Source organism: Neobacillus sp. B4I6, from assembly GCF_050434045.1.
In the GTDB taxonomy this organism is placed as follows: Bacteria; Bacillota; Bacilli; order Bacillales; family Cytobacillaceae; genus Neobacillus.
Genome location: NZ_JBNPWB010000002.1, coordinates 586,937 through 609,923, shown reverse-complemented (window position 1 = coordinate 609,923; position 22,987 = coordinate 586,937). Strand labels below are relative to the sequence as shown.

At 38.1% G+C, this 22,987-nt stretch carries 23 protein-coding genes and 2 riboswitches; of the genes, 9 read left to right on the top strand and 14 right to left on the bottom strand.

Features of this window, described 5'->3' with window-relative positions:
• Nucleotides 1–12 precede the first annotated feature (12 nt).
• The 7 genes from QF028_RS04860 to QF028_RS04830 all read right to left on the bottom strand — a co-directional run bounded on the left by QF028_RS04860 (nucleotide 13) and on the right by QF028_RS04830 (nucleotide 5,303).
• Nucleotides 13–465, bottom strand: coding sequence for a cytochrome c maturation protein CcmE (locus tag QF028_RS04860; RefSeq protein WP_088088940.1), 453 nt, complete (start codon nucleotides 463–465; stop codon nucleotides 13–15).
• Nucleotides 466–478: 13 nt separating this feature from the next.
• Nucleotides 479–1,531: a hypothetical protein gene (locus tag QF028_RS04855; RefSeq protein ID WP_429464395.1), complete on the bottom strand. Its 1,053-nt coding sequence runs from the start codon at nucleotides 1,529–1,531 to the stop codon at nucleotides 479–481.
• A gap of 245 nt (nucleotides 1,532–1,776) precedes the next feature.
• Nucleotides 1,777–2,430: a cytochrome c gene (locus QF028_RS04850; RefSeq protein ID WP_429464394.1), complete on the bottom strand. Its 654-nt coding sequence runs from the start codon at nucleotides 2,428–2,430 to the stop codon at nucleotides 1,777–1,779.
• A 10-nt stretch (nucleotides 2,431–2,440) separates the two neighbouring features.
• Nucleotides 2,441–2,890: a PCYCGC motif-containing (lipo)protein gene (locus QF028_RS04845; protein WP_410889405.1), complete on the bottom strand. Its 450-nt coding sequence runs from the start codon at nucleotides 2,888–2,890 to the stop codon at nucleotides 2,441–2,443.
• Between the two features lie 194 nt (nucleotides 2,891–3,084).
• On the bottom strand, nucleotides 3,085–3,642 hold the full coding sequence (efp, locus tag QF028_RS04840; RefSeq protein ID WP_088088945.1) for an elongation factor P: 558 nt from the start codon (nucleotides 3,640–3,642) through the stop codon (nucleotides 3,085–3,087).
• 22 nt (nucleotides 3,643–3,664) lie between these two features.
• The gene (locus QF028_RS04835; RefSeq protein WP_429464393.1) at nucleotides 3,665–4,726 is read right to left on the bottom strand and encodes a M24 family metallopeptidase; all 1,062 of its coding nucleotides are present in this window, start codon (nucleotides 4,724–4,726) and stop codon (nucleotides 3,665–3,667) included.
• Between the two features lie 79 nt (nucleotides 4,727–4,805).
• Nucleotides 4,806–5,303, bottom strand: a complete 498-nt coding sequence (locus QF028_RS04830) for a YqhR family membrane protein (RefSeq protein ID WP_214998531.1) — start codon at nucleotides 5,301–5,303, stop codon at nucleotides 4,806–4,808.
• 285 nt (nucleotides 5,304–5,588) lie between these two features.
• Here QF028_RS04830 and QF028_RS04825 point away from each other — a divergent pair, with 285 nt between their 5' ends.
• A complete protein-coding gene (locus QF028_RS04825) occupies nucleotides 5,589–6,533 on the top strand; it encodes a DUF1385 domain-containing protein (protein WP_429464392.1) in 945 nt (314 codons plus the stop codon).
• A 57-nt stretch (nucleotides 6,534–6,590) separates the two neighbouring features.
• Entirely contained in the window at nucleotides 6,591–6,986 is a 396-nt protein-coding gene (locus QF028_RS04820) for an SA1362 family protein (RefSeq protein ID WP_410889399.1), read from the top strand.
• 36 nt (nucleotides 6,987–7,022) lie between these two features.
• Here the strand turns inward: QF028_RS04820 and QF028_RS04815 are convergent, their stop codons facing one another.
• The 4 genes from QF028_RS04815 to QF028_RS04800 form a co-directional block, all read right to left on the bottom strand.
• Nucleotides 7,023–7,907 (bottom strand): patatin-like phospholipase family protein, encoded by an 885-nt coding sequence (locus QF028_RS04815; RefSeq protein WP_214733183.1) that lies wholly within the window; start codon nucleotides 7,905–7,907, stop codon nucleotides 7,023–7,025.
• Nucleotides 7,908–8,068: 161 nt separating this feature from the next.
• A complete protein-coding gene (locus QF028_RS04810; protein ID WP_429464391.1) occupies nucleotides 8,069–8,518 on the bottom strand; it encodes a C40 family peptidase in 450 nt (149 codons plus the stop codon).
• 220 nt (nucleotides 8,519–8,738) lie between these two features.
• Nucleotides 8,739–11,297, bottom strand: coding sequence for a vitamin B12-dependent ribonucleotide reductase (locus tag QF028_RS04805; RefSeq protein ID WP_429464390.1), 2,559 nt, complete (start codon nucleotides 11,295–11,297; stop codon nucleotides 8,739–8,741).
• A gap of 342 nt (nucleotides 11,298–11,639) precedes the next feature.
• Entirely contained in the window at nucleotides 11,640–12,476 is an 837-nt protein-coding gene (locus QF028_RS04800) for a lipoate--protein ligase family protein (protein WP_429464389.1), read from the bottom strand.
• A 193-nt stretch (nucleotides 12,477–12,669) separates the two neighbouring features.
• Between QF028_RS04800 and QF028_RS04795 the strand changes: the two genes are divergently transcribed.
• Entirely contained in the window at nucleotides 12,670–13,053 is a 384-nt protein-coding gene (locus QF028_RS04795) for a rhodanese-like domain-containing protein (protein WP_214998523.1), read from the top strand.
• A 101-nt stretch (nucleotides 13,054–13,154) separates the two neighbouring features.
• Here QF028_RS04795 and gcvPB read toward each other — a convergent pair whose 3' ends face one another.
• The 3 genes from gcvPB to gcvT are packed head-to-tail and all read right to left on the bottom strand — an operon-like array spanning nucleotide 13,155 to nucleotide 17,079.
• On the bottom strand, nucleotides 13,155–14,615 hold the full coding sequence (gcvPB, locus tag QF028_RS04790; RefSeq protein WP_429464388.1) for an aminomethyl-transferring glycine dehydrogenase subunit GcvPB: 1,461 nt from the start codon (nucleotides 14,613–14,615) through the stop codon (nucleotides 13,155–13,157).
• On the bottom strand, nucleotides 14,608–15,954 hold the full coding sequence (gene gcvPA / locus QF028_RS04785) for an aminomethyl-transferring glycine dehydrogenase subunit GcvPA (protein WP_214998521.1): 1,347 nt from the start codon (nucleotides 15,952–15,954) through the stop codon (nucleotides 14,608–14,610). The genes gcvPB and gcvPA overlap by 8 nt, the downstream gene beginning before the upstream one ends.
• 18 nt (nucleotides 15,955–15,972) lie before the next feature.
• A complete protein-coding gene (gene gcvT / locus QF028_RS04780) occupies nucleotides 15,973–17,079 on the bottom strand; it encodes a glycine cleavage system aminomethyltransferase GcvT (protein WP_429464387.1) in 1,107 nt (368 codons plus the stop codon).
• Nucleotides 17,080–17,164: 85 nt separating this feature from the next.
• Nucleotides 17,165–17,244, bottom strand: a riboswitch (glycine riboswitch).
• Nucleotides 17,245–17,247: 3 nt separating this feature from the next.
• A riboswitch (glycine riboswitch) is annotated at nucleotides 17,248–17,335 on the bottom strand.
• Nucleotides 17,336–17,512: 177 nt separating this feature from the next.
• Here gcvT and QF028_RS04775 point away from each other — a divergent pair.
• The 6 genes from QF028_RS04775 (at nucleotide 17,513) to comGD (ending at nucleotide 22,979) form a co-directional block, all read left to right on the top strand.
• Nucleotides 17,513–19,201 carry a DEAD/DEAH box helicase gene (locus QF028_RS04775; protein WP_214998519.1) on the top strand — a complete coding sequence of 563 codons (1,689 nt, stop codon included), beginning with the start codon at nucleotides 17,513–17,515 and terminating at the stop codon, nucleotides 19,199–19,201.
• On the top strand, nucleotides 19,179–19,970 hold the full coding sequence (locus QF028_RS04770; RefSeq protein ID WP_429464386.1) for a YqhG family protein: 792 nt from the start codon (nucleotides 19,179–19,181) through the stop codon (nucleotides 19,968–19,970). The genes QF028_RS04775 and QF028_RS04770 overlap by 23 nt, the downstream gene beginning before the upstream one ends.
• A gap of 127 nt (nucleotides 19,971–20,097) precedes the next feature.
• Complete coding sequence (gene comGA, locus QF028_RS04765) at nucleotides 20,098–21,180, top strand: competence type IV pilus ATPase ComGA (RefSeq protein ID WP_282599549.1); 1,083 nt, start codon at nucleotides 20,098–20,100, stop codon at nucleotides 21,178–21,180.
• Nucleotides 21,146–22,198 carry a competence type IV pilus assembly protein ComGB gene (gene comGB / locus QF028_RS04760; RefSeq protein WP_429464385.1) on the top strand — a complete coding sequence of 351 codons (1,053 nt, stop codon included), beginning with the start codon at nucleotides 21,146–21,148 and terminating at the stop codon, nucleotides 22,196–22,198. Before comGA ends, comGB begins: the two co-directional genes overlap by 35 nt.
• Nucleotides 22,199–22,218: 20 nt before the next feature.
• Nucleotides 22,219–22,539 carry a competence type IV pilus major pilin ComGC gene (gene comGC, locus QF028_RS04755; protein WP_282599550.1) on the top strand — a complete coding sequence of 107 codons (321 nt, stop codon included), beginning with the start codon at nucleotides 22,219–22,221 and terminating at the stop codon, nucleotides 22,537–22,539.
• Nucleotides 22,539–22,979, top strand: coding sequence for a competence type IV pilus minor pilin ComGD (gene comGD / locus QF028_RS04750; RefSeq protein ID WP_214998516.1), 441 nt, complete (start codon nucleotides 22,539–22,541; stop codon nucleotides 22,977–22,979). The genes comGC and comGD overlap by 1 nt, the downstream gene beginning before the upstream one ends.
• Nucleotides 22,980–22,987: the final 8 nt, after the last annotated feature.

Here is a 22,987-nt window from a genome sequence, read left to right as displayed (position 1 = left end):
TAAGTTAGCCTGTTATTTTTCATTCGGTGTTTTATTTAACTTATCTTTATGTGTCTCTGGATTATAATTTTTGATATCTTTTCCTTCATACTTAGAAGGACATCTAGTTTTAACTGTCTCTGCTACAAATGTATTCTTTTTGGTCGGAGCCCCTTGGAGAATAGTAATGACACCTTCTGCAAAGTTATCTGGTTTGGTACCATTATGAATAACATGCATAACATTTCCGTCGTTATCTTTAACATCAAACTTCAACTCAATTTTGTCTGGATTCCATTTAATTGAATCTTCAATAAGTAATCCTTCTACAGTTACAAAATCATCTTTATGTTGATCTTGAGTTGCCAAGAGCTCTTTCATCGTTAACTCAACACCACTTGAACCAGGAGTTGCTGCCATCAGAAGGAATACAATAGCTCCTGCAATAATAAACCCACCAAGCATGATAATCGTATTTTTTTTCATTCTTCTCACCTCATTAGATTAATTTTTTCATTTCTTCTTCGTACATTTCTTGGTCTATCTTTCCAGTTAAAAGTTTTTTGCGCAGTACCTTCTTTTCTTCAGAATTCGCTGTTTTGTTGTCTTTTTTAACCGTTGGAGACGGCTTCTTCGGTTGTTTTTTATTTTGACTGGCTGCATTAGATGCTGATTGTTTATTTCCTTTTAAGCCAATGAAAACAAAGAGTCCGGCAATGATGATTGCAATACCGATGATCGATGCACCACCCAGCCCGATAATTGGACGTTTTGATGAATTAGTGGTTCCCCCGTTTTTAACAACTTGGTCTGTTGCAGTTACACCACTATGGTTTTCATCATTTGGTGGCTGCTTTTTATTAATCGCCTCCATTGTTGATTCGGTACCATCTTTCTTATATGAGAAAGAGTATTTCAAGCCAGCATCTGCCTTTACATTTTTGTATTGATAGTAATAGAGCTCTTCTCCATATTCATTTTTCGAATTGTTTGCTGCTTTTGGCTCAATGTTTATTTCCTTTGCATCCATTGGAGCATAAAAGATAACATCTAACAGCTCGATATCAGCTTTATTTTTAAGTTCATATGTAAAGCTCTTGTTGTCCTTCACGTCAATTGACTTTGTATAGTACTCAATGACAAATTCATAGGTTTCGTTAGTCTTAATTGCTTTAGCTGGTTTCCAAGTAATGATCCCATTTTCTTTATCGACATCATAGGGACGCTGTTCTTCAGGCTTATTTTTTTCTGGGAATTCTGCTACCAAGAAGGCTTCAAAGCCTTTTTCCATTGCTGGAACGGGAATCTCAATCTTCCCATCGAAATCTTGACCACTTTTATTGGTAATTGTTCCGTACTGTCCCACTAGTAAAGATGGAATATCTCGCGACCAACCTTCGGGATAATCAAACTCTGGCATTACCTGAATCTGCATTTCCTTAAAAGGAAATTTTTCTGCCTGAAAGGCTGTTTCAGCACTAGCCTTCGGGATGATGAAATTCGTTAAAAATGATGAGATTACGAATAATGCCAACAACTTATTTTTAAGCATCTTAATCCTCCTTGACTTAAAAAACTTATCACTAGAAAGTACTATTTTTCACTATAGTCCTCTTTGAAATAAATATAATCTTTATCAATCCTTATTTGTTGATTCACTCTTGAACATTTTGTTAAAGGATAAAAATCGTTGCGGTTTCGACAATAAACCACCACAAAATGTTCACAAATTAAAAATGGGCAAAAAAAACCTGTATCCTTTTGTAATGGATTCAGGTCTTTTATGCTGTATTCAGTTTATTTTTTCTCCAAAGATCGGATATAGGTAACAATATCGGTAATATCTTTTTTCTTGAGCTGGCGTGCGCCTTCAAGCCCCTTTAATGAAGGACCCATTCTAGTTTCTTCACGACCGTAGGCTGCATTAATCCATATTTGCTTATCAGTTGTATATTTCAGGTATTGTGGATTAGAGAGAGCGGTTCCCATTTTATCCTTACCTGTCCCTGCTTCACCATGACAATTGAGACAATATAAATTATATTGTGCTTTTCCATTTTCAGGATTACCTGAAATCGTTTTTGGCACATCAAACTCGATTTCTTCTGTCCGCCAGTCTCTTATATAAGCAACAAGGTTTTTTAAATCCTTATCTGACATTCGAGGACCGTAAGCAGGCATGACTGTGCCTTCTCTTCCATATTTCACATAATTATACAAGTCTTTATCGGATACGGAGCTTAAAAAATTCTGGCTATTTAAAGCCGTCCCCGTTTTTGAGCCTTCTCCTTTTCCTGTTTCGCCGTGACAAAATATACAATTTTTGTTATATATCTTTTCACCAGCAGCAATTGCTTCTGATTTCTTGCTATCAAAAATATGGCTATTACTTAAACAGACAATAATTCCAATAATAATCAAAATGTAAAATCCGATTAGTATTTTCTTCATGGGTTTCCCCTTACTTAGGTTCAGGTGTTGGGGTTGGCTCCCCAATATCTTCATATTTTCTTGTTAATAAATCATAAATTTTCGCTGGGCTTTTTCCGTCAAGATGCATTTCTACCGCCTCCCGGGCGATATTGACACATGTATCTCAGGCTATACCATGTGAATCCCATTCTTCAACTGCATTTTCTGGTCCCATTCCTTTGATAAAACAATCAAGGTTACTTTTATGACCGTCATTAACACAACCACAATAGCATGGAACCTGCGCAACTACCTCTGGATAAGTTGCTGCCATAACATACGTTTCTTGAATTTTTTCTGATGTATTTAGAACAAAATCAGGTAATGGCGAATGTTTTTTATCAAGTTTCCAACTTTGATCATTAAGTTTAGAACTGCAGCCAGCGGCTATAATTGCAAACAAAATCCCAAGGAACAAGAGAGATGTAATTCGTTTCATTTTCTGTAGCACCCCTTCCTTTTTATTTTTTTACTATTTCAGTTTAGCAAAAATAAATTAGTCAATAAGTAACTAATTCTTACTATTTAGTGAAGTTTTTAATCATACCGTTAGGGGGATATAAGCAGTTTTCATTAAGAATTGTTAAAAAAAAGCCTTAATCCGACAATTTTCGGACTAAGGCTTTGAACTGATTATGCACGTGACACGTATGATCCATCAGTCGTATTGATAATTAACTTATCCCCTTGATTGATGAAGAAAGGAACCTGAACAGAAAGACCTGTTTCAAGGGTAGCTGATTTGGTACCGCCAGAAGACGTATCCCCTTTAATACCCGGTTCTGTTTCAGCAACCTCTAAAATTACATTGTTTGGTAATTCTACTCCAAGAGTTTCATAATTAAACATCATAATTTGTACTTCCATATTTTCTTTCAAAAACTTTAATTCATACTCAATGCTTGAAGCAGGAAGTTCTACCTGCTCGTAAGATTCCATATCCATAAATACATGATTATCACCGCTTGCATAAAGATATTGCATTTTACGGTTATCGATTTGAGCTTTCTCTACTTTCTCACCTGCACGGAATGTTTTTTCTTGAATTGCTCCATTACGAAGGTTACGAAGCTTGGAACGAACAAAGGCTGCTCCTTTACCTGGCTTTACGTGTTGGAAATCAAGGACACGCCATAGGCCGCCATCCACTTCAATTGTTAATCCTGTTTTAAAATCATTTACAGATATCATATTAAGATCCTCCTAAAAATCATTACAGTATAATTAGTTCTTTTGTAGAATGTGTGAGTGCTTCGTTATGGTCCTTTGTAATCAATGTATCATCTTCAATCCGAACGCCGCCGAGACCTGGGATATAGATACCCGGCTCACATGTTACTACCATTCCAGGTTCTAATTTTACATCAGACTTCATCGATAGACCAGGGCCTTCATGGATCTCAAGTCCGATACCGTGCCCTGTTGAATGACCAAAGTATTCACCATAACCTTTTTCTTTTATGTAGTCTCGTGTTATTGCATCTGCTTGCTTCCCTGTCAAACCTGGTTTGATTCCCGCCATTCCAAGTAATTGAGCTTCAAGTACCACTTCATAAATTTCTTTAAGCTGTGCGTCTGGCTCTCCAATCGCAATAGTCCGCGTAATATCAGAAACATATCCATTGTAGTAACAGCCGTAGTCCATTGTTACAATATCCCCTGCTTCAATTACCTTATCGCTAGCAACACCATGTGGAAGTGCTGAGCGATGACCAGAAGCAACGATTGTATCAAATGAAGAGGAAGTGGCACCAGCTCTCCTCATAAAGAACTCTAACTCATTAGATACTTCTAATTCAGTTTTTCCTGGACCAATGAAGTCTAAAATATGTTTAAATGCAGCATCAGCAATATCAGCTGCTACCTTTAATATCTTAATCTCTGCATCAGTCTTTATCAAGCGTAACTTTTCGATTACACCAGAAAACGGAACAAGTTCAGCGTCAACTTCTTTATCATATAATCTAAAGGAGGAGTAGCTTAGAAAATCCTCTTCAAATCCCAGCTTTTGAATTCCAAGGTTCTTCACTTGTTGTGCAACTTCTTCAGGAATCGTTTCGGTTATTTTTATAATCTCGAAACCTTGGCATTGTTTAGTCGCTTGTTCAATATAGCGGAAATCCGTAAGAAACAAAGTTTTTTCCGCACTAATTAAAACTACACCGGCAGAGCCAGTAAAGTTTGAAATATAGCGACGATTATATGGGCTAGTGATCAAAATTCCATCAATTCCAAGTGTTGAAAAATTAGATCTTAGTTTTTCTATTTTTTCCATTGCTCTCCACTCTCCTTTTCAAATCCATATGAGGACAAAAATATTTTATCACACCCTACTTCATCCGACTAATCGTAACTTAGGAGGACTCCTCGTTCACTTGCTCGTTAGTATTTTGATACTCATAATTTATGGAATATCCAATAAAGATTCCATATACGATATAAATACAAACGGATGTAATGATCGTATCTCTTTTTAGATCAAAAAATGGTTTAATACCTGGAAATAGTGGATTTAGAATAAAGAACACCACCAAAAACAATACAATTCCATAGCCAAGTCCAAACCAAAACCCTGTGAATTTCCTCAGCACTGCATAGTAAATAAATGCTGCTATCACGGAACATATTCCAATTAAAATAATGGAAATGACGGTCCCCAGCCATTCGTATTTCCAATGCCCTAGTGCCCATGGCTCTAGAATGACATTGGGACGAATTTCTGTAAAACTTAAGTAGGACGCAATACAGCCAATCAATCCCCAAAACAGACCTCCAAATAAACCCGTCCAAAATACCATTACCGAAAAGGACATGGGCTTAGGATAATTTCCTAGTTTCTTCTCAATCGCCATTGTAACAACCTCCGTTTACTTTCTGTTTATTCGGGAAGTGCCCTTTTTGCTGTTATATATACTTGATATGCTGTCCTATAATTGGGACAACGAAAGGCCATAATAAATTCCATTTCTTATTATGTCCTTTGGTATTCAATCCCTTACATATAAAAAAACTTTTTAATTGGAAATATTATGTCATTCCTAGAGGTTTTTTTGTTTTTCTAGTAGAATAGAATTAAGTACATACAGATTTTATCTTTCAGCTGTTGTGCAACTATAGATTAGGTTGGTGTAAAGTATATGTCCAATTCTCAAAAACCCGTTTATGGCGGCCAAGCGGTTGTCGAAGGTGTTATGTTTGGCGGAAAACATCATTATGTTACCGCGGTACGCAGGAAGGATCAATCTGTTGAATATTTTCATTTGCCTCGTAAAGCAAATCCTTATTTTACAATCCTAAAGAAAATCCCATTTCTGCGAGGGATTATCGCAATTATTGAGTCAAGTGCAAATGGATCGAAACATTTAAACTTCTCGACGGAAAGATTTGATGTGGATCCAAAAGAAGATGAAATTATAAAAGAAAAAGAAGTCTCTAAATTGACCATGTACCTTGGTGTTGCTGCAATTGGTGTGATTTCATTTTTATTTGGTAAATTTGCTTTTACGCTGATCCCTGTGTTCCTTGCAGTTTTGACAAAACCAATTTTTCCATCGCATTTTGCTCAAGTGTTAGTGGAAGGTTTTTTTAAACTAATTTTATTAATTTCCTATATTTATTTTGTTTCACTTACTCCATTGATAAAAAGGGTGTTTCAATATCATGGCGCCGAGCATAAAGTAATAAATACCTATGAAGCTGGGGTTGAGTTAACCGTTGAAAATGTTCAGGCTCATTCCCGTCTGCATTACCGCTGTGGCAGTAGTTTCATCCTGTTTACAGTCTTTGTTGGTGTTTTTGTCTATATGCTGGTACCTTCAACTCCGCTTTGGTTACGGGTGGCCGACCGTCTCCTCTTAATTCCTGTGGTTTTGGGTATTGCTTTTGAAATCCTTCAATTAACTAATAAACTTAAAGATATTCCAGTTTTAAAGTATCTAGGTTATCCTGGTCTTTGGCTGCAACTAATAACAACGAAGGAACCACAAAATGATCAAGTCGAAGTGGCAATACTTTCTTTTAACGAATTATTAAGAAGAGAAAAGGAATCTGAGTACTTGGTTAAAAGCGAAGAAATTGTCTAAATTCTTGTTTTATCGTGTTTAAAAGAATAAAAAAATGCTTAAGATGCTCTTAGGGAGGTGGCTTTCTTGAAAAATCGGACATTTGTTAATGTTGTTGTTGGGGGACTTATCATTCTTGCTTTACTTGGCCTTGTTGGTTCATTTACAGCTAATCCGGCCGGTTTCATTCAGAGAATAGTTGTCATCGCATTGATTGTTTTAGCCGTTTATTTCCTAGTACGGAAGTTTTCCAAATCAAACCCTCAGAAAAAAGAGCAGCGTGCATTTCTTAAAGCCGCCAAAAAATCAAAAAAACGATTACTGCAAAAGGGTGGAGACGGGGCTGTAAAAACCTCCTCTCTTGGGACGCTAGCATCATTAAAGAAGAGCAACAAGACAAAAAAGAAATCTCCTGCTCACTTAACTGTTATCGACGGTAAAAAGGGTAAAAAGAAAAATCGAGCGTCTCTATAGGCGCTCGATTTTCTTTTTACCCTAGTCTAATCCCTATTAATAACCCCATGTCTTCAAAAATTGTTTTGCTCTCTCTTTTCCTAGATCGAACAACTCATGTTTCTTTTCCTCTGTTAAATGAAATTCTGTTGATAACACACCCTCAGTCGGTATAAAGATAATGTTCTTTACATGTTTTTTAGAAATGTACCTAGAATCGTGTGCATCCTTCATCGTCTCAAATAGGGCTCCAAATAGTTGAATCGCATTTTTTATTTTATGTTTTTCAGTTTCATATTCACTTGGGCTTAATTTAATACCGAGGACAGGTCTTACCTTTTGTGCATTTTCCTTATCAAAAAGCCACATAGGAAAATTGCTTAGGACCCCGCCATCAACTAAAATGTTCATTCCATCCATTGTACGCATTTTAACAGGTTCAAAGAAATATGGGATACTGCAGCTGATTCTAATCGCTTTTGCGATTGGAAATGAACCAGGTGAAATGCCGTATCTTTGTAAGTCATCAGGTAAAACAATCATTTGCCCATTTGATAGGTCTGATGCAATTACTCGAAGTGCCTTCGGGGGCAAATCAGCGAATGTTCTTAACCCTTTGGCTTCAAGTTTCTTACAAATCCATTTTTCAAGTTCATTGCCTTTATAAAGTCCTAGCTTCCAATAGACAAACAGCCATTTTGCAAAAGGGAAAGGGATAATTGATTTGCGGGCATCCATTATTTTTGAGAGATCCAACTCGTCGACCAATTGGAAGATTTCTTTACTTGTGTAGCCAGCGGCAATCAATGCTGCAACAATCGATCCTGCACTCGTTCCCGCCACTCTGACAAATCGCAAACCTTTACTTTCTATTTCTTCGCAGGCTCCAATAAGTGCAAACCCTTTTATTCCTCCTCCAGAAAAAACGCCGTCTATATACATGGCAGCCACTCCCAAAGATGTACTCGTTTTTACATCTTTAAGCGGTTATTTTAATAAATAGTACCAAGGACAAGTAGAAAATTTATTATATATAAAAAAGAACATCGCCCTTGCTCGATGTTCTTGGTCACTAAACTATATTGAAACCGCCTAACTTTCCATTAAAATCGTTTTGCTCCAATGTATCTTGGTTTCCAATAACTATTGCTTGTATAAGCGATTGAAACTCCTTTTGAAGATGCAGCCTGAATCATTTTTCCGCCACCAATGTAAATCGCAACGTGAGTAGGTCTGCTTGCCTTATTTGGTGCAAAGAACATCAAGTCTCCTGTTTGTAAAGAACTAACACGATATCCTTGCTTGTAGTACATATCAGCTGCCGTCCGTGGCAATACTTTTCCAGCCTTACCGTAAGAATACTTAACCAAACCAGAGCAGTCGAAACCTTTAGGTGTTAATCCACCCCATCTATATGGAACGCCAAGATTTGATTTTGCTACTGAGATTGCTTTTGTATGGTAATAGGCCGCTTCCGCTTTATCACCCATAGCGGTAAACAATGAACTTAGAATAATTGTCATAGCCATGGTTGCAATGATTTTTTTCAACATATTGTTTAATCCCCCTGTGTGCTCGTTACTCATAATATACAAAAAAAGAGTAACATGGTCGTAACAGGTAGATTACAGTTATATTACAAATTCCGACTTCGTTCTACTTCAATTAGCAAAATATGCTATATATGATGCAGTATAATGTAACTTTCAGGGACGGATATTGACCTTGATAACACAAAAAAAGGGGGATTTTCTCCCCCTCTAAAAATACGTATTATAAACCACATTTTAATTGAGCGCCGCAGTTTGCACAGGTATTGCAACCACCCATTTCTTTTACTTTTCCAGTCCGGCAGACTGGGCAAGTGTTACCGACTTCAGAGCCGATCGTTACACTTGTTGAGCGGAGTTCACTGATTGTATCAACAAGGACAACATGCTGCTTCGGTTTTTCATTAAAAATTGATAATTGTTCATTGGTGTTTTCTTCAGCTTTTAGTGTTAGTACCTGAGAATCGCGGGAACCATCAACATAAACAGTTCCACCTTTTGCCCCGCCGCGGTACAAACGCTGATAAACTTTTTCGACCTGCTCTACACTATAACCTTTTGGTGCGTTGACAGTTTTACTGATAGAACTATCTATCCAGCGCTGGATGACACATTGAACATCCGCATGGGCTTCAGTTGAAAGCTCCATTGATGTAACAAACCAGTGCGGAAGATTGTTTTCATCTGCTTCTGGGTGCTGATCCAAGTATTCTTTCACAATATCCGCTTTTACTTCGATAAATTTACCGAGGCGTCCGCTACGGAAATAAGAGAATGAGAAATAAGGCTCAAGTCCGGTGGAAACTCCAACCATGGTCCCTGTGGATCCAGTAGGTGCCACAGTTAGTAAATGGGAATTTCTAATTCCGTTTTCTAAAATAGATTGGCGGACATCTTCAGGCATTTTTTTCATAAACCCTGTATTTATGAAGGCCTGTCTTAATCGATTGGTTTCTGATGTTGTTTCACCAGTTAAGAATGGGAAACTTCCCTTCTCTTTTGCCAATTCAATTGATGTTCTGTATGCAGTAGTTGCAATTATTTCAAATACTTGATCAACGAGTTCGTTTCCTTCTGGTGATCCATACTTCGTTTCACAATAAATCAGCATGTCATGTAAGCCCATGACTCCAAGCCCTACACGTCGTTCACCAAGCGCCTGTTTTTTATTTTCTTCCAGGAAGTACGGGGTTGCGTTGATGACATTATCCTGCATCCGTACGCCCACAGCTACTGTTTTCTTAAGCTTTTCAAAATCAACAGTTTTTGTGTCCTTATCAGCCATCTCAGCGAGATTGACAGCTGCAAGATTACAGACGGAAAATGGTGCGAGAGGCTGCTCTCCACACGGATTTGTTGCAACGACTTGTTGTCCATATGCTTTTGCATTAGTCATGTCGTTTGCGTTATCGATAAAAAATATTCCCGGTTCAGCTGAGTAGGTCGCGCAAATATTGATTAGGTTCCAAAGTTCTTTTGCTTTGAACCTTTTGTACACTCGTACTTTATGACCTTGTTTTTCCCACTCGCGAACGTCACCAACTTTATGCCATTCTTGGTTGTAAATCTCCATTTCCTCTTGATCATATTGTTCAACGTACGGGAAGCGGAGTTCATAGTCACTATCGGTTTCTACAGCATCCATAAATTCCTTTGTTAAACAGACAGAGATGTTCGCACCTGTAAGGAATTCTGAATTGTGGACAGTGTAATTACCGCCAGTTAATAATTTCTCTTCTGCATCTGCGATGATGTTTTCATCAAATCCACCGAACCCAGGAATGTTTTTATAATTTACAATTCCCTGGTACATTGCAGTTTCCCTTAAAGTTAGAGGGGTGAACTTTAGCTTGTCTTTAGCAAGTTTTTTAATCGTTTCATCATTTGTATTTTCAATCAAGAATCGTAAAATTCTAGGATTTTGCATCTTAGAAATAATAAATTCAATAATGTCTGGATGCCAGTCGGCCAACATGATCATCTGAGCTCCGCGTCTTGATCCGCCTTGCTCAACCAAATGAGTCAATTTCGCAATATCATCCAGCCATGAAACCGATCCAGATGATTTACCATTTACGCCTCTAGCCAGTGTATTTCTCGGTCTCAGCGTCGAGCCATTTGTTCCAACACCGCCGCCTCGGCTCATAATCTCCATTACCTGCTTACGATGATCAGAGATACCTTCACGAGAGTCAGGAACAAACGGCATTACATAGCAATTAAAGTATGTTACATCAGTATCTGCCCCAGCTCCGTAAAGAACACGTCCTGCAGGAATGAAGTTCATGTTAACAAGCTCTTGATAAAACCTCTCAGTCCATTCTCTTCGCTTCTCTTCCGTCTTTTCTACAGAAGCAAGACCAGTAGCATTACGCTTCGCAATTTGCTCATAGAAGAGCTCCAAAGGCTTCTCAATTACATCTAAGGATCTGACTATCACACCCGTACTAGCTTCCTCAGGATCATCGAGTACTCCCCTGAATTCCTCTTCGACTAAAACTTTCGCTTTTTTCTTTTCCCAGTCTATTTCCATAATGTAACCAAGACCACGAGCTGGAAATTTCGGATCTTCTTTAATAGTTAAAACAACAAAGTCGCCGTTTGTAAGAGTAATTTTTGCAGTATCTTTAAAGGTATAGCGGTCCAACATGACCAAACGAGAAACACCCTTGTGAGTTATTTTCATATCTGGGGTAACTGGATGCACCTGGGGGAATAATTGAATATCCTCATTCAACCTTTCAAAATCGATATTCATTGTTTGTCTAAAAACTACAGACATTAGAACAACTCCTTCTTAAATAAAAATCCACCTATTGTGCTAAATCTAGCAGGTTTACGCTATATCTAGTTGGTTTGTATTTTTAGGTTATCATAGCCCACCTGAATAAATCAACTAAATATCAATATATAGTACCGAAAATATTTTCGACACCACTATATATTGTATGTCAAGCAAACTATAATTATTTTGTCAAACTTAAAAAATAATAGAATTAAAAGTAATCAATAGCTTTTAATAGATTTTCGTCAGAAAACAGGAAAATTCAACAAATTTCGCAGTTTGCTTCTTTACATTAATCGTTAAGGCAACAAAAAAAGACGGCGAATTCGCCGTTTCTAATTATCTTTTATAATTCCATTCATCACTTTCATAGCGATCTTTTGCAATCTTTTCAACATAAGCTAGTTCTTCCTCGGTTAATTGATAAGTTTCAAGCTCAATATTTAGACCCTCAGCAAAGCCTTTATAAAAAGCTTCCTTTGCTTCCTCAAGTGAAATCCTTCTTGGACTAATGTTGTTGATAGCAACCGCTTTATCCTTAAATGCCTTTCTCATACGTTCCTTAACTCTCTCACTTGGATATTTAAATAAACTAAATAGCTTATCTTCATCTAAATCTAACAGAATGGAGCCGTGCTGTAGAATTACACCCTTTTGTCTCGTTTGTGCACTGCCGGCAACCTTCCTGCCTTCCACCACAAGCTCATACCAGCTTGGAGCATCAAAGCATACTGCAGAGCGAGGGTTTTTCAATGCATCCCGTTCTTCTGCTGTTTTTGGGACAGCAAAATATGCCTCAAGTCCTAAATGGTGAAAACCTTTTAAAATTCCTTCAGAAATTACTCGGTATGCCTCTGTAACAGAATTAGGCATTTCTGGATGTTCTTCAGAAACGATGACACTATAGGTAAGTTCATGCTCGTGCAGAACGCCACGTCCTCCTGTAGGTCTTCTTACGAAACCTAATTGGTGAGCATTAACTGCTTCCATATCAATTTCTTTCTCTACCTTTTGAAAATATCCTACTGATAGCGTTGCCGGATCCCAGCCATAGAAACGAATCACTGGAGGAAATTTCCCTTCACTATGCCAATCGAGTAACGCTTCATCTAAAGCCATATTAAAAGATGGTGAACTATTTCCAGTATCAATAAAACGCCAAACTTCTTTTTTCATTCTAAAACCTCATTTTTTTATAATTATATCGTAATTAAGTCTACCAAAATCTGATATAGATTCAAAATAAGATGTTTCTGCTATAATTATTTAGGCAATATCAAAAGATTTTTTTGCATTCATCTTTATCTTTATCGGATTGACTTATATAATAAATACTAGTGCAGGAAAGCTTGAAAGGAGCAAAAAGAAATTGAGTTCACTTTATCCATTATTAATCATCATTGTAGCAGTTATCATTTATTCCGTTTTTACATTTTTCTATCAGAAAAGAATTGTTAAAACGGTAACAGAAGAAGACTTCCGTGCGGGGTACAGAAAGGCACAACTAATAGATGTTCGTGAAGCAAACGAATTCGAAGGCGGCCATATTTTAGGAGCACGTAATATCCCAATGTCGCAAATGAAAATGCGTATGAAAGAAATCCGTTCTGATATGCCAGTATATTTGTATTGCCAGAGTGGAATGCGCAGTGCACGTGCAGCCCAATTCTTACACCGAAAAGGCTATCGAGACCTTACTCAGCTACAAGGCGGGTTTAAAAAATGGTCAGGTAAAGTAAAAACTAAGAAATAAGATATCATTAAAGGTTCCGGATTCGGAGCCTTTTTAAATTTCAAAAACTGCTACACAAGATAAAAGGTCAGATTATTTTTCGAATCTGACCTTTCCTTTTATTAAGCTTCTTGGTATTTCAAAATTGGTTTACGTGCTGCTTTTGTTTCGTCCATCCGGCCTACCACTGTTGTATGTGGTGCTTCTTGAACGATTTCTGGATTTTCTTCCACTTCTTTAGCAATTTGGATCATAATATCGATGAACGAATCCAGTGTCTCTTTTGATTCGGTCTCTGTCGGTTCGATCATAATACACTCTTCCACATTTAATGGGAAGTAAATGGTTGGTGGGTGGTAGCCAAAATCAAGCAGACGTTTCGCAATATCCAATGTACGAACGCCTAATTTTTTCTGACGTCTTCCACTGAGTACAAATTCATGCTTACAATGTCTATCAAATGGTAGATCATAATATTCAGCAAGCCTTCTCATCATGTAGTTCGCATTTAATACAGCGTACTCTGTTACCGCTTTTAAGCCATCTGGTCCCATCGAGCGGATATATGTGTAAGCACGAACATTGATACCGAAGTTTCCGTAATATGGCTTCACACGGCCAATTGATTGCGGGCGGTCATAATCAAGGACATATTCTTCGCCTTGCTTTGTGATAATCGGTTTCGGTAAGAACGGGATAAGGTCTGCCTTCACCCCGACAGGACCGGAACCAGGGCCACCGCCGCCATGTGGGCCAGTGAATGTTTTATGAAGATTTAAGTGAACAACATCAAATCCCATATCTCCAGGTCTTGCTTTTGAAAGAACTGCATTTAAGTTTGCTCCATCATAATAAAGCTTACCACCGGCTTCATGGACAATTTCAGCCAATTCAAGAATGTTTTCTTCAAATAGTCCAAGCGTATTCGGGTTGGTTAACATTAATGCAGCAGTATCTTCACCAACAACCCTTCTTAAATCTTCAAGGTCGACAAGACCATGTTTATTTGATTTAACGGTAATTGTTTCTAGACCAGCAATCGTAGCGGAAGCTGGGTTCGTACCATGAGCAGAATCAGGGACGATTACTTTTGTACGGTTCATATCACCGTTAGCCTCATGATAAGCACGGATCATCATTAAACCTGTCCATTCCCCATGAGCCCCTGCCGCAGGTTGCAAGGTCACTTCATCCATACCTGTTATTTCAATTAAATGCTCCTGCAAATCGTATAAAAGTTCAAGAGCACCTTGAACAGAGCTTTCACCTTGCAGCGGATGTACATGTGCAAATCCGTTAAAACGCGCTACATTTTCGTTGATTTTCGGATTATATTTCATCGTACACGATCCTAGTGGATAGAATCCTGAATCGACGCCATGATTTCTCCTCGAAAGGGCAGTGTAGTGGCGCATAATATCAAGCTCCGAAACTTCAGGAAGTTCAGGCTCTTCTGTACGAAGGTAACCATCAGGAAGGAGACCGCTGAGATCTAGTTCCGGTACATCCATTTCCGGCAGGCTGTAGCCGATGCGTCCTGGTGTGCTAAGTTCAAAAATGAGTGCCTGGTCTTGATTATGCATGGAAATCCCCCAATTCTTTCACTAGAGTATCAATTTCTTCCTTCGATCTTTGTTCTGTTACAGCAATCAGCATATGGTTAGCCAGTTCTGAATAATCACGCCCTAGATCATAGCCCCCGATTATTCCTTTTTGTAAAAGGTTTTGATTGATTTCTTTTACAGGCTTAGTTAATTTCACAACGAATTCATTGAAGGAATGGCCATCATAACCAACTTCAAAGCCAGCTTCCTTGAAAGCATTTTTCGCATAATGAGCTTTTTGCAAGTTGGCCGCAGCCATTTCCCTGACACCCTTTTTACCAAGTGCGGTCATCGCTACAGATGCAGCGAGGGCATTTAATGCCTGATTGGAGCAAATATTTGATGTAGCCTTATCACGTCGGATATGCTGTTCACGTGCTTGCAGTGTTAAGACAAAACCACGGCGCCCTTGGTCATCCGTTGTCTGTCCAACAAGACGGCCTGGAACTTTCCGCATTAACTTAGTAGTGACAGCAAAATATCCGCAGTGCGGTCCGCCAAAGGCAGTTGGGATCCCAAACGGCTGCGCATCACCAATAACGATGTCAGCACCAAATTTACCTGGAGGTGTTAATACCCCAAGGGACAGTGGGTTACTTGAAACAACAAACATGGACTTATTTGCATGAATGATTTCCTCAAGCTCTTTTAACGGCTCGACTCGCCCAAAGAAGTTTGGATATTGGACGATAACGGCTGCAACATCTTCATTAACAAGTCCTTTTAATGCGTCTAGATCTGTTACACCATCTTTGACTGGTACTTCAATCACATTAAGGTACTGACCCTTTGCATAAGTTTTAAGAACATCACGTGATTCTGGATGTACAGCACTGGATACAACTATTGTTTTTCGTTTGGTATGGCCTGCACTAAGCATCGCTGCTTCAGCAAGTGCAGTTCCGCCATCATACATCGATGAGTTGGCAACATCCATTCCAGTTAACTCACAAATCATTGTTTGGAATTCAAAGATAGCTTGAAGTTCACCTTGTGAAATTTCTGGCTGATAAGGTGTATAAGCTGTGTAAAATTCTGATCTAGAAATAACATGGTCGACAATTACAGGCATGTAATGGTCATAAACACCTGCACCTATAAAAGATACGTTTCTTTTCAGGTCAGCGTTCCGACTAGCCATCTTAAAAAGTTCTTTCATTAAGTCCGTTTCAGACTTTGCCGCTTTTATATTGTACTCACCCTTAAATCTTACTTTCTCAGGGATATCGCTAAACAGTTCATCAATAGAGGAAACACCAATTGCCTCAAGCATAGTCTTCTTATCTTGTTCAGTCATAGGTAAATAGCGATGTTTCATAAACCTAACTCCCTTCTCTTATTTCTTTTCTTTTTTATAAAAAGGTGTTGGAACTACAGTAGCTTTTAAACGTTTGCCGCGAATTTCAACCTCAACTTCGGATTCAAGACCCGCAAATTCTGTATTGATTAGGGCAAGACCAATATTTCTCTTTAACGTGGGTGATTGCGTTCCAGTTGTAACCTCACCAATTAACTGATCACCTTTATAAACAGGGTAGCCATGACGTGGAATCCCACGATCAATCATTTCGATTCCAACCAATTTTCTTGTTAAGCCCTTTTCTTTTTGTTGGATCAACGCTTGTTTCCCGATAAAGTCATCTTCTTTGTTTAATTTCACAGCGAAGCCAATTCCAGCTTCAAGTGGTGAAATTTCTGGAGATAGTTCTTGACCATAAAGCGCTAAAACTGCTTCAAAGCGAAGTGTGTCGCGTGAACCTAATCCACAGGGGATTACTCCATCTTCTTTACCTGCAGTTAAAATGTCTCTCCAAAGGTCAACAACATCTTCTGCATCGCAATATACTTCAAAGCCATCTTCACCAGTATAACCAGTTCTTGATACAAGTGCCTTTTTCCCATTTAGGATTACATCTTGTTGGAATTTGAAAAAGCCAATTTGGCTTAAATCATTATCTCCCGCAAGCTTTTGCAATACTTTTTCCGCAAGTGGTCCCTGGACAGCCAGCTGTGCTGTTTTTTCCGATAAATTTTCTAAAGAGACATCACCAGATAAATGGTCTTCAAGCCATTTGTAATCTTTTTCAATATTTGATGCGTTTACTACTAAAAGGTAATGATTGTCTTCAATCTTATATACAAGCAGGTCATCAACAGTACCGCCATTTTCATAACACATGGCGGTGTACTGGGCACCTCCATTCTTTACTTTTGAAATGTCATTAGTCATCATTTTTTGTAAAAATGCTAAGCTATTAGTGCCTTTTACTTCTACTTCACCCATATGGGAAACATCAAATAATCCTGCATTAGAGCGAACAGCTTCATGCTCTTCTTTAATGCTAGAGAATTGGACCGGCAGTGCCCAGCCTCCAAAATCAATAGTTTTTCCACCCCATTCTTTATACACATCAAAAAGTGGAGTTCGTTTTAATTCAGACATCTTAATCCCCCTTCAATCTTTGGCGCAAATTATTCATTAGATAATATAAAAAAGGACAGAGACCTCCTATGAAACGTAAGAAGGTCTCTGTCCTTGCACCTGAAAGTTTACCTAAAAAGGCTTTCCCCTTTGGTGGCTGCTTAAAGCTAGCAGCGCTCTCCAGAGCTGCGTCCTACAAGAGTTCTTTTGCCTGAGAGATTCACATTTCTGCTTGCTCCTTCGGCGCTACATAAGTAGTCTCTCCCCTTGTTATCATTCGCATTATAATATTATCTAAACTGGTCATACTAATTATACTTATAAAATAAATTACCTTATTAAAATATTTAAAACATTCAAAGCTATTATCATCCTACCATTAAAATAATACATTGAGCAATAACTTTATTAGAAAAGCAAAAAGCTGGAAATTGAACAAAAAGGAGTTGGAACCATGTCGATCGAAATTGAATTTGATTCCTCCTGGAAGGATGATTTTTTACATAGAATTGAAAACGATGGTCCATGGGGGAATTGGGAACTTTTTAAACTAGCAATTGGAGTTGAAAAACATCTCGTCATTCCAGATTTCATGGGTTTATTAGCACCTAGCCATTTACCCAATCTAACCCCACTTCCTCACCAGCTTGAAACAGCAAAACAAGTAATTGAAAACATGAATGGGAAAGCCATCCTTGCCGATGAAGTAGGACTCGGAAAAACGATTGAGGCCGGGCTCATTCTAAAAGAATATATGATTCGTGGATTGGTGAAAAAGGTATTGATTCTTGTCCCTGCATCCTTAGTTACTCAATGGTCGATGGAGTTGAATAGCAAATTTTTCATTCCAGCCATTTCACAAAGGAAAAGCTATGTGTGGGAACAGTGTGATGTTGTCGTTTCGTCAATTGATACGGCCAAACGAAATCCTCATCGAGACATCATTTTCAAGCAGGACTATGACCTTATTATCATTGATGAAGCCCATAAACTTAAAAATAACAAAACAAAAAATTACGAATTTGTCCAAAATCTGAAAAAGAAATTTTGTTTACTATTGACGGCAACGCCCATTCAAAACCGTATCGAGGAAATTTTTAATCTGGTTTCATTATTAAAACCAGGACATTTAGGCAGCGAAACGACATTCTTTGAAAAATACAAACGAGATGCACGTTCATTAAATGATGATGAGCATTTAAAAGAATTAGTAAACAAGGTTATGATTCGGAACCGGCGGGCAGATACAGGCATTGAGTGGACGAAAAGGCATGTGGAAACCATTCCGATTGAATGCACTCAAGAGGAGAAAGATCTTTATGAGTCAATTACTGAATTAAAAAATGAGGGGAATTGGGCACAGGCAAGTTCATTCTCTGTAATGACATTACAGCGTGAGGCATGCAGCAGTAGAGAAGCAGTTTTTTATACATTAAAAAATATGCTGCAAAAAAAGGAAAATCCAACCCCAGCTTTCGAAGAACAAATTCAGTATTTAATAACAAAAGTCGAAGCTGTCCAGAAGAATTCAAAAGCAGAAAAAGCGTTAGAATTAATTCAAAAAGTAAATGATAAAGTGATTATTTTTACAGAATACCGAGCAACACAAATGTACCTCCAATGGTATTTAAAACAGCATGGAATTTCATCTGTCCCTTTTCGGGGCGGCTTTAAGCGTGGAAAAAAGGACTGGATGAGAGAATTATTCCAAAAGCACGCTCAAGTCCTTATTGCAACTGAAGCAGGCGGTGAAGGAATTAACCTTCAGTTTTGTAATCATATAATTAACTTTGATTTGCCATGGAATCCAATGAGGCTCGAACAACGAATTGGTCGTATCCATCGTCTGGGCCAGGAAAAGGATGTCATGATTTATAATTTTGCGATAAAAAATACTGTCGAAGAACATATTTTGAAGCTTCTTTATGAGAAAATACATTTATTTGAAAAAGTAATTGGTGAACTTGACGATATATTAACAAAGTTGGAATTTGGCAATATAGAAGACCATTTAATCGATATTTTTGGACAATCCTCCTCCGAAGGCGAAATGCGAATTAAAATGGAAAATTTATCATCAATGATTGAATTTGCTCAGGACATGAAGAAGGGAGATTCCCATGCAGCAGCAGGAAATTCATAACTTTTTATTGAACTATTTTCAGGCTAATGATTGTGCAATTGTGGCGAATAGCCCAGGCTATTTGACTGTTCAGTTAACAGTTGAACTTGATAAGGAATTAATGAATCGGCCTTTTTACTGGCACTATTTAGAAAAGACGGGCGGAATTCCAAACCCGATGAAGTTAACATTTATTACGAACCAAGATGCCGCTCCTGAAAATATAAAGGGGGAAATCATTCATTTTGGTTCACCTCGGCTTCATCAAATTTTTACTTCGACGAAAAATTTAGCCAGCTATATCCGACTTTATGAAAATCATCGGAATCAAAACAAGCAAACTCCTTTATTACCATGGCTTTGTATGAATGTTAAAATCTCCTATCAATGTGACCGTAAGCGGGATATTTTCAAATCAATCGGCTTACAACTCATTAATGGAAAAATGGTTGAAGATTTCCATGACAGGCTGCTTGAAATATCGTTAACACCAAAAATACCTGATTACTCCTTTACTTTGTCACCTTTAGTGAAACCTCAAAGCGGGATGATGAGAGTTGAAACCTATCTTACATCCATCATTGAGAAGGATGACCACTCTTGGGCAATAGATGCGCGAGAACGTTGGGATAAAGATTTACGTCTCTTGAATCATTTTTACGAAGATGTTGAAGATGAAAATGAAAACTTTGAAACCGAAAAAATGGCTCTAAAGGAACAGTACGAACCAAAAATCTCAATATCCTTCATCAATGGCGGCCTCTTTTATCTCACTGAAAAAGCAATATAAGGGACAGGGTGTCAGGCACCATGTGAAATTTTCACATGGTGCCTGACACCCTAAAAATATTTTTTGAAAATAAAGAAGGATAAGGAGGAACCTTGTCGAATATTATCCAAAGAAAAATAAAAAGGCGGTGGTACTTATTGTTAGCGAGATAGAAATTTTAGCAAATCGAATCATTACAGATGCTGCACGAAACCAGGCAACAGATATTCACATTATCCCAAGGAAGAGGGACACACTCGTCCAAATCCGATTAACCAACAAGTTAATTCCTCGACTATCCCTTCCAAAAGATGAATGCGACAGATTAATCTCACATTTTAAATTCACAGCCAATATGGATATCGGAGAAAGAAGACGACCACAAAGTGGTTCCATTTTTTGTGAAGTTGACGGAAATTTAATGGGGCTCAGGCTTTCCACACTCCCGTCTAATAACAGAGAGAGCCTTGTCATCCGGCTATTACCACAGCAAGAACAAATTCCTTTTCACCAACTTTCACTCTTCCCAGCAATGACCCGAAAACTTCTTGCCCTTCTCAAACACGCTCATGGATTAATAATTTTTACCGGGCCGACGGGCAGCGGAAAAACGACTACTCTCTATTCCCTTTTAAATGAAACCGCCCACTTATTTCATCGTAATGTCATTACACTCGAAGATCCCATTGAAAAAAACTATGACTCAGTCCTGCAGATCCAAGTCAATGAAAAAGCAGGCGTCACCTATGCAGCCGGACTAAAGGCAATTCTTCGTCATGATCCTGACATAATAATGGTCGGTGAAATTAGAGATGCTGAGACCGCAAAGATTGCGGTAAGGGCTGCATTAACAGGCCATCTAGTGCTTTCCACGATGCATACCCGTGATGCGAAGGGAGCGGTTTATCGCCTGCGTGAGTTTGGAGTGAATTGGTTAGAGGTCGAGCAGACACTTATTGCCATTACTGCCCAAAGGTTGGTTGAACTTACCTGCCCTTTTTGCGAAGGAGAGTGTTCACCTATTTGTTATTCCTATGGCAGATGGAAACGCGCCAGTGTATTTGAACTTTTATCCGGACGAAATTTACACGCAGTAATGAAAGCTGCTCAAGGAGAAAAAATAGAAATTCGTTACCGAATGATAAAAGATGTAATTAATAAGGGCATTGCACTTGGATATATTCAAGAATCTGAATATGAACGATTGGTATATAACGATGAAACGGTCTAAATGGTCAGTGAATGAACAAGCAAATTTCCTGAGAAGAACCGGTGAATTATTGGCAAGGGGGTATCCAATTGCTCTAGCAATTGAATCCATATCATTACAATTACCGTCAAAACGAAAGGAGGATTTAAATGGATGCTTAGAAGAGTTGAAAAAGGGTTTACCGTTTCATGATGCATTAAATAATCTTGGTTTCAACAAAGACTTAGTCGGTTATGTCTATTTCGCGGAGCAGCATGGCAGCTTTGCTGATGCTCTGTTAGAAGGAAGTGATCTTGCCCTATTAAAAGATAAAGACGTACACAAGTTGCTCAAGTTGCTTCAGTATCCAATGGTGCTTTTAGTTATTACAGGATTTCTATTTATATTTATAGAAAATACATTGCTGCCAAGGTTCACCACTCTTTTTTCATCGCTTGGTCTGGAAGCAAATTTTTTCACAAATGTCATTTATGCTTTTGATCAATACTTCCCAACTGTTATCGGTACCCTGCTTCTGATCCTAATTATGGGAGCCGCTTATTATCTTCTCTTTTTTAGAAAACTCTCCGTCCTCAAACAAAGGTCACAACTTGTTCGAATACCTTTTGTTGGCAGGATCCTCAAATTGCTGTTTACCCACTACTTTTCCATTCAACTTAGCTTTCTCTTATCCGGTGGATTATCAGTTTCCGAAGCCTTACAACTATTTGAACAGAATCTCAGGCATCCTTTTTACAGTCACTTAGCTAAAACAATTAAAACTAAGCTAATTACCGGAGAAAAGTTGGAGACAATTTTAGCGTCTCTGTCGTTTTTCGAAAAAGAATTTCCGATGATTGTAAAACACGGCCAAGAAAATGGAAAATTGGAGCAGGAGTTATTATTTTTCAGTAAGCATTGTGTCACTAACATGGAGGAAATGATAGAAAAACGGTTAACAACCATTCAGCCAGTTCTTTACATTTTCATTGGATTCATGGTGGTTTCGATGTATTTAGCAATTCTGTTACCTATGTTTCATCTACTGGACGGCATTTAAAAAAATGGAGGTTATTAAAAATGATGAAAAATGAAAAAGGCTTTACTTTAATTGAAATGATGATCGTCATGCTCGTAATTTCGGTCTTGTTAATTATCACAATTCCAAACGTTGCCAAACATAATTCTAACATCAACAATAAAGGCTGTGATGCCTATGTTAAAATGGTTCAGGCACAAGTTCAGGCTTATGAAATGGATAAGAATAAAGTACCAACTATCGCGGAACTAAAAGCAGAAGGATATATAAAGGGGGACGCTAAAGGTTGTCCAAACGGAAAGACAGTTGAAATAGACTCTGAAGGTACTGTAACAGCTGTTGCATCAGTAACCACTCCATAATGAATACGCATCAAAAAGGCTTTACTTTAATTGAGTCCTTGTTAGTTCTCTCCATCTTCATGATTATCTCCTCAATTACAGTTTTCTCCTTAAAACCACAGCACTCAGTAATGGAGGATGAGGCCTTTTTAATCCAATTAAAAGCGGACCTATATTATGCTCAACAATATGCTATCTCCCATCAGGATGAAGTATCCATTGTTTTTGTTCCAGATCAATATAGGTATTATCTATGCTTGTGGCCGGAACCAACGCCGATCGTCAATCGAAATTACAGTACAAATATTTATCTCAAAGAAGGTTCTCTCCCCTTATATTTGAAATTCCTAAGCGACGGAAATGTAAATCAGTTTGGAAACTTTTTTATCCAAACAAAAAATAAAACATATGTTATTACCTTTTTAATTGGAAAGGGTCGGTTCTATGTTAAGGAGTACTAGAGGATATT

Coding starts and splice junctions, on each gene's coding strand:
- QF028_RS04860 (WP_088088940.1), bottom strand. CDS start 465: ATGAAAAAAAATACGATTATCATGCTTGGTGGGTTTATTATTGCAGGA.
- QF028_RS04855 (WP_429464395.1), bottom strand. CDS start 1,531: ATGCTTAAAAATAAGTTGTTGGCATTATTCGTAATCTCATCATTTTTA.
- QF028_RS04850 (WP_429464394.1), bottom strand. CDS start 2,430: ATGAAGAAAATACTAATCGGATTTTACATTTTGATTATTATTGGAATT.
- efp (WP_088088945.1), bottom strand. CDS start 3,642: ATGATATCTGTAAATGATTTTAAAACAGGATTAACAATTGAAGTGGAT.
- QF028_RS04835 (WP_429464393.1), bottom strand. CDS start 4,726: ATGGAAAAAATAGAAAAACTAAGATCTAATTTTTCAACACTTGGAATT.
- QF028_RS04830 (WP_214998531.1), bottom strand. CDS start 5,303: ATGGCGATTGAGAAGAAACTAGGAAATTATCCTAAGCCCATGTCCTTT.
- QF028_RS04825 (WP_429464392.1), top strand. CDS start 5,589: ATGTCCAATTCTCAAAAACCCGTTTATGGCGGCCAAGCGGTTGTCGAA.
- QF028_RS04815 (WP_214733183.1), bottom strand. CDS start 7,907: ATGTATATAGACGGCGTTTTTTCTGGAGGAGGAATAAAAGGGTTTGCA.
- QF028_RS04810 (WP_429464391.1), bottom strand. CDS start 8,518: ATGTTGAAAAAAATCATTGCAACCATGGCTATGACAATTATTCTAAGT.
- QF028_RS04805 (WP_429464390.1), bottom strand. CDS start 11,297: ATGTCTGTAGTTTTTAGACAAACAATGAATATCGATTTTGAAAGGTTG.
- QF028_RS04800 (WP_429464389.1), bottom strand. CDS start 12,476: ATGAAAAAAGAAGTTTGGCGTTTTATTGATACTGGAAATAGTTCACCA.
- gcvPB (WP_429464388.1), bottom strand. CDS start 14,615: ATGCATAATCAAGACCAGGCACTCATTTTTGAACTTAGCACACCAGGA.
- gcvPA (WP_214998521.1), bottom strand. CDS start 15,954: ATGAAACATCGCTATTTACCTATGACTGAACAAGATAAGAAGACTATG.
- gcvT (WP_429464387.1), bottom strand. CDS start 17,079: ATGTCTGAATTAAAACGAACTCCACTTTTTGATGTGTATAAAGAATGG.
- QF028_RS04775 (WP_214998519.1), top strand. CDS start 17,513: ATGTCGATCGAAATTGAATTTGATTCCTCCTGGAAGGATGATTTTTTA.
- QF028_RS04770 (WP_429464386.1), top strand. CDS start 19,179: ATGCAGCAGCAGGAAATTCATAACTTTTTATTGAACTATTTTCAGGCT.
- comGB (WP_429464385.1), top strand. CDS start 21,146: ATGAACGATTGGTATATAACGATGAAACGGTCTAAATGGTCAGTGAAT.
- comGC (WP_282599550.1), top strand. CDS start 22,219: ATGATGAAAAATGAAAAAGGCTTTACTTTAATTGAAATGATGATCGTC.
- comGD (WP_214998516.1), top strand. CDS start 22,539: ATGAATACGCATCAAAAAGGCTTTACTTTAATTGAGTCCTTGTTAGTT.